3 protein-coding genes and 1 pseudogene are annotated in these 4,970 nt (G+C 76.1%); 3 read left to right on the top strand and 1 reads right to left on the bottom strand.

The window, feature by feature from the left end; all coding sequences use genetic code 11:
* The 3 genes and pseudogenes from AA75_RS51290 to AA75_RS41420 all read left to right on the top strand — a co-directional run.
* Positions 1-923, top strand: a pseudogene (locus AA75_RS51290) (hypothetical protein); the annotation flags it as partial.
* Between the two features lie 68 nt (positions 924-991).
* Positions 992-4,234, top strand: a complete 3,243-nt coding sequence (locus AA75_RS41425; protein WP_033825684.1) for an error-prone DNA polymerase — start codon at positions 992-994, stop codon at positions 4,232-4,234.
* 63 nt (positions 4,235-4,297) lie between these two features.
* The gene (locus AA75_RS41420) at positions 4,298-4,663 is read left to right on the top strand and encodes a hypothetical protein (RefSeq protein ID WP_051814320.1); all 366 of its coding nucleotides are present in this window, start codon (positions 4,298-4,300) and stop codon (positions 4,661-4,663) included.
* Here AA75_RS41420 and AA75_RS41415 read toward each other — a convergent pair.
* Positions 4,626-4,820: a hypothetical protein gene (locus AA75_RS41415; protein ID WP_033825683.1), complete on the bottom strand. Its 195-nt coding sequence runs from the start codon at positions 4,818-4,820 to the stop codon at positions 4,626-4,628. The two genes, AA75_RS41420 and AA75_RS41415, sit on opposite strands and share 38 nt — an antisense overlap.
* Positions 4,821-4,970 lie beyond the last annotated feature (150 nt).

The raw sequence follows: 4,970 nt of genomic DNA, 5'->3' as shown, positions 1-4,970 counted from the left end.
CGGAGCGGCTGGCGGAGCCGCTGGTGTTCGTCGCCAGGGGACTGGCCGAGCAGTTGCACGCCCGGCTCGGCGCGGCCGGCCTGGCCTGCCGCCGGGTCTCGGTCGAGGTGAGCTGCGCCGACGGCACGTCGGCGGCCCGGCTCTGGCGGCACGAGGGCCGGCTGTCCGCGGCCGCCCTCGCCGAACGGGTCCGCTGGCAGCTGCAGGCCTGGCAGTCGGCGGGGACCTTCGGGGACGACGCCGTGACGTCCGGGTTCACCGCGCTGCGGCTGGTCCCCGACGAACTGGTGCCCGACCGGGGCCGGCAGTTGGCGCTGTGGGGCCAGGCCGTCGCCGAGGACCGGGTGGAACGGGCCGTCGCCCGGGTGCAGTCGCTGCTCGGGTACGCGGGGCTGCGCCGGGTCGACCCGGCCGGCGGCCGGGGCCCGGCCGACCAGGTGGCCCGTACCCCCTGGGGCGAGGCACCCCCACCCGGCGCCTCCCCGCACGGTGCCTCCCCGCACGGTGCCTCCCCATCCGCTGCCCGCCCGACCGGCACCGCCGGCCCCGGCACCACCGGTGCCACCGGCGCCACCAGCACCACCGGCCCCGGCGCGCCCGCACCCTGGCCGGGCCGGCTGGAGGACCCCTCGCCCACCGTGGTGCCGCGCACCCCCGTACCGGTGGAGGTGCTGGACGCGGCCGGACGGCCGGTCACGGTCAGCGGCCGGGCCGAGGTGTCCGCCGCACCGGCCCGGCTGCGCCTGGCCGGCCGCCCGCTCCCGGTGACCGCCTGGACCGGCCCCTGGCCGGCCGTCGAGTACTGGTGGGACCAGGCCCGGGCGCGGCGCCGGGCCCGGTTCCAGATCGAGGTCGGGGACGGCCGGGCGCTGCTGCTCACCGTGGAGGGCGGGCGCTGGTACCTGGAGGGCACCTACGACTGACATCCGCCGGCTGCCGGGGGGCGAGCGGCACCGGACCACCCCGAGACGACGACGGAGCACCACCCGCGATGGGATTCACCAGTCACCCCACGCTCCCCTGGAGCGAACTGCAGCGCCGGATGACCGGCGCGGCCGACGGCAACGTCCTGCCGCTGCGCCGCCCGGCACCGGGCCCGCAGCCACCCGCCGTCCCGGCCGCCCCGCCGCCGCAGCCGGGACGCCGTCCCGGGGGCACCGTCCCGTGGGCCGAACTGCACACCCACTCCGCCTTCAGCTTCCTGGACGGCGCCAGCGACCCCGAGGCGCTGGCCGAGGAGGCGGTCCGGCTCGGGATCGAGACCCTCGGCCTGACCGACCACGACGGTCTGTACGGGGTGGTCCGGCTGGCCGCCGCCGCGAAGGGGACCGGCCTGGCCACGGTCTTCGGGGCCGAACTCTCGCTGGGCCCGGACGAGCACCTGCTGGTGCTCGCCCGCGACCCCGAGGGGTACCGCCGGCTCTCCGCCGTGATCAGCGCCGCCCAGCTCAGGGGCGGCGCCAAGAACCGCCCCGCGTACCGGGCCGACGAGCTCGCCGAGGCGCACGGCGGACACTGGGCGGTCCTCAGCGGCTGCCGCAAGGGCCGGGTCCGCCGCGCGCTGGCCGAGACCGGCGAGGACGCGGCCGAACGCGAACTGCGCGCGCTGGCCGAGACCTTCGGCCGGGGCAACGTCTTCGTCGAGCTGACCGACCAGCGGCTGCCCGGCGACGACCCGCGCAACGACCGGCTGGCCGCCCTCGCCGCCCGGACCGGACTGCCGGCCGTCGCCTCCAACAACGTCCACCACGCCGCCCCCGCACAGGCCCGGCTGGCCCAGAGCCTGGCCGCCCTGCACGACCGCCGCACCCTCCAGGACGCGGCCGGCTGGACCTTCGCCGCCGGCACCGCCCACCTGCGCTCCGGCCGCGAGATGGCCGCCCGGCTGGCCCGCTTCCCGGGCGTGCGGGAGACCACCGCCGAACTCGGCCGGACCTGCGCGTTCGACTTCGGCGGCCTGAAACCCGAACTCCCCGGCTTCCCCGTCCCCGACGGCGGCACCGAGGCGGGCCACCTGCGCGACCTGGTGGCCGCCGCCGGACCGGCCCGCTTCGGCGCGGGCAACCGGCCCGCCCTCCAGCAACTGGCCCGCGAACTCGACGTGATCGAAGAGCTCGACCTGGCCGGGTACTTCCTGATCGTCCACGACATCGTCGAGTTCTGCCGGGAGCAGGACATCTGGTGCCAGGGCCGCGGCTCGGCCGCCAACTCCGCCGTCTGCTACGCCCTCGGGATCACCGCCGTCGACCCGGTCCACTACGGCCTGCTGTTCGAACGCTTCCTCAGCCTGGAACGCGACGGCCCGCCCGACATCGACCTGGACATCGAGAACCGCCGCCGCGAGGAGGTCATCCAGTACGTCTACCGCCGCTACGGACGCGAGCACGCCGCCCAGGTCGCCAACGTGATCACCTACCGCCCCCGGCTGGCCCTGCGCGACGCGGCCCGGGTGCTCGGCTACCCGATGGGCCAGGTCGAGGCCTTCGCCCGGCAGGTCGACTTCCACTCCCCCCCCGCCCCGGACGCCGTCATCCCCGCCGACGTGCTCGACCTCGGGCAGCAACTGCACGGCCTGCCCAGGCACCTGGGCATCCACTCCGGCGGGATGGTGCTCACCCGCGAGCCGATCGGCGAGGTCTGCCCGGTCGAGTGGGCCCGGATGCCGGGCCGCTCGGTGCTCCAGTGGGACAAGGAGTCCACCGCCGGCGCCGGCCTGGTCAAGATCGACCTGCTCGGCCTCGGCATGCTCGCCGCCCTGCACGACGCCTGCGACCTGATCGCCGAACACCACGGCGACCGCTACGACCTGGCCGGCGTCCCGCCCGACGACCCGCAGGTGTACGAGATGCTCTGCCGGGCCGACACGGTCGGCCTGTTCCAGGTCGAGTCACGCGCCCAGATGGCGACCCTGCCCCGGCTGCGCCCGCGCGAGTTCTACGACCTCGTGGTCGAGGTCGCGCTGATCCGCCCCGGCCCGATCCAGGGCGGCTCGGTCCACCCGTACCTGCGCCGCCGGGACGGCGTCGAGGCCGCCGACTGCCCGCACCCGCTGATGGAGAAGTCCCTCGGCAAGACCCTCGGGGTGCCGCTGTTCCAGGAGCAGATGATGCAACTCGCCATCGACTGCGCCGGGTTCAGCCCCGCCGAGGCCGACCGGCTGCGCCAGGCGATGGGCGCCAAACGCTCCCACCAGCGGGTCGCCGAACTGCGCACCCGGCTGCTGGCGGGGATGGCCGGGCGCGGCATCCCGCCGGAGGTCGCCGAGGACGTCTACACCAAGATCGAGGCCTTCTCCAACTACGGCTTCCCGGAGTCGCACGCGATCAGCTTCGCCCACCTGGTCTACATCAGCGCCTGGCTCAAGTACCACTACCCGGCCGCGTTCACCTGCGCCCTGCTGGCCAACCAGCCGATGGGCTTCTACTCGCCGCTCAGCCTGATCGCCGACGTCCGGCGGCACGGCGTGCGGGTGCGCGGGGTCGACGTCAACGCCAGTGCGGCCGGGCCGACCCTGGAACCCGAGCCGGAGCCCTCCGCCCCGCCGCCGCTCACCGCGGGCAAGCCGCAGCCCGCGATCCGGCTCGGCCTGGCCACCGTCCGGGGGCTCGGCCTGCCGCAGGCCGAGGCGGTCGCCGCCGGGCAGCCGTACGCGGACCTGGAGGACTTCGCCCGCCGCAGCGGGCTGTCCGCGCCGCTGCTGGAGGCGCTGGCCACCGCGGGAGCCTTCGGCTGCTTCGGACTGGGCCGGCGTCAGGCCCTGTGGCTGGCCGGGGTGTACGCCACCGCCGACCCGGGCACCATCCCCGGCACCACGCCCGGCGGCACCGCGCCCGCACTGCCCGCGATGACCCCGGTCGAGGAGACCATCGCCGACCTGTGGGCCACCGGTTCGTCCGCCACCAGCCATCCGATGCAGCACCTGCGGGCCACCCTGCGCCGGGCCGGCGCGCTCACCGCTGCCGAACTGCACGCCACCGCGCCGCACACCCAGGTGATGGTGGGCGGCCTGGTGACGCACCGCCAGCGGCCGCCCACGGCGGGCGGAGTGCTCTTCCTCAGCCTGGAGGACGAGACCGGCCTGATCAACGTGATCTGCAGCCGCCCGGTCTGGGAGTCCCAGCGCCGCACCGCCCTCGACCGCGCCGGGCTGCTGGTGCACGGCCAGGTCGAACGCGACCACGGCGCCACCAACCTGGTGGCCACCCGGCTGGTCCCGCTGCGGATCGGGGCGTGAGCGACGGGCCGGCCCGCGGCGGTGGGTAGGGTCGGGCGGGTCGCCGACCGGAAGGGGAGAACGGTGCGCAGACTGCGCAGGCTGGCCTTCGACGGGCACGAATTCCACTGGACGGGGCGGATCGGCCACCTGCGTGACGCGGCCGGCGTGCGGCGCTGCGTGCACCTGCGGGTGCGCAGCGGCAGGCAGGGCAGCCTGCTGGCCGTCACCCTGGTCTCCGTGCCGTCACCTCCGCTCCCCTGGGGAGCGGCCACCGACGGTTCGTACCCGACGCCGCGCGAGGTGCGGACGGTCGTCGAACTCGCCCTGGCCGAGGGCTGGCAGCCGCTCGCCCGGGGCGGCCCCTTCGAGTTGCGCACGCTGCGGCTCCCCGGCTGGGAGCTCCCGGCGCTCAGCGGGCGTTCCAGTGCGCCGCCTGGGCGAGGCTGACCAGCATGCCGTTGACGGTCGGGGCCACCCCGGTGGAGGCCAGCAGGAAGCCGAACGCGACGGCGACCAGCGCGGTGGGGACGGTGGAGCGCTGGGCGCGGAGCAGGAAGACGAGCAGGACACCGAAGAAGACGACGGCGGAGATCGAGACGATCATGGGCGGTCCTTCCTTGGTACGGTCGGTCCCCGGGTTTCTCACCGGCGCACGCCGTGTCACACCCCGACGGCCCGCGCACCACTCCGGTGGACCAGTCCCACCGCCCCCGCGCCCGGCGCGCGGCCGGGCCGGGGCGGCGCGCCGGCCCCG

Source organism: Kitasatospora sp. MBT63 (assembly GCF_000710465.2).
GTDB lineage: Bacteria > Actinomycetota > Actinomycetes > Streptomycetales > Streptomycetaceae > Kitasatospora.
Note: the sequence above shows the minus strand (reverse complement) of the source record. Positions and strands in the feature narration are given on the sequence as shown.

Excerpts from the sequence above, each read along its gene's own strand:
- AA75_RS41425 (WP_033825684.1), top strand. The coding sequence starts at position 992 with ATGGGATTCACCAGTCACCCCACGCTCCCCTGGAGCGAACTGCAGCGC.
- AA75_RS41415 (WP_033825683.1), bottom strand. The coding sequence starts at position 4,820 with ATGATCGTCTCGATCTCCGCCGTCGTCTTCTTCGGTGTCCTGCTCGTC.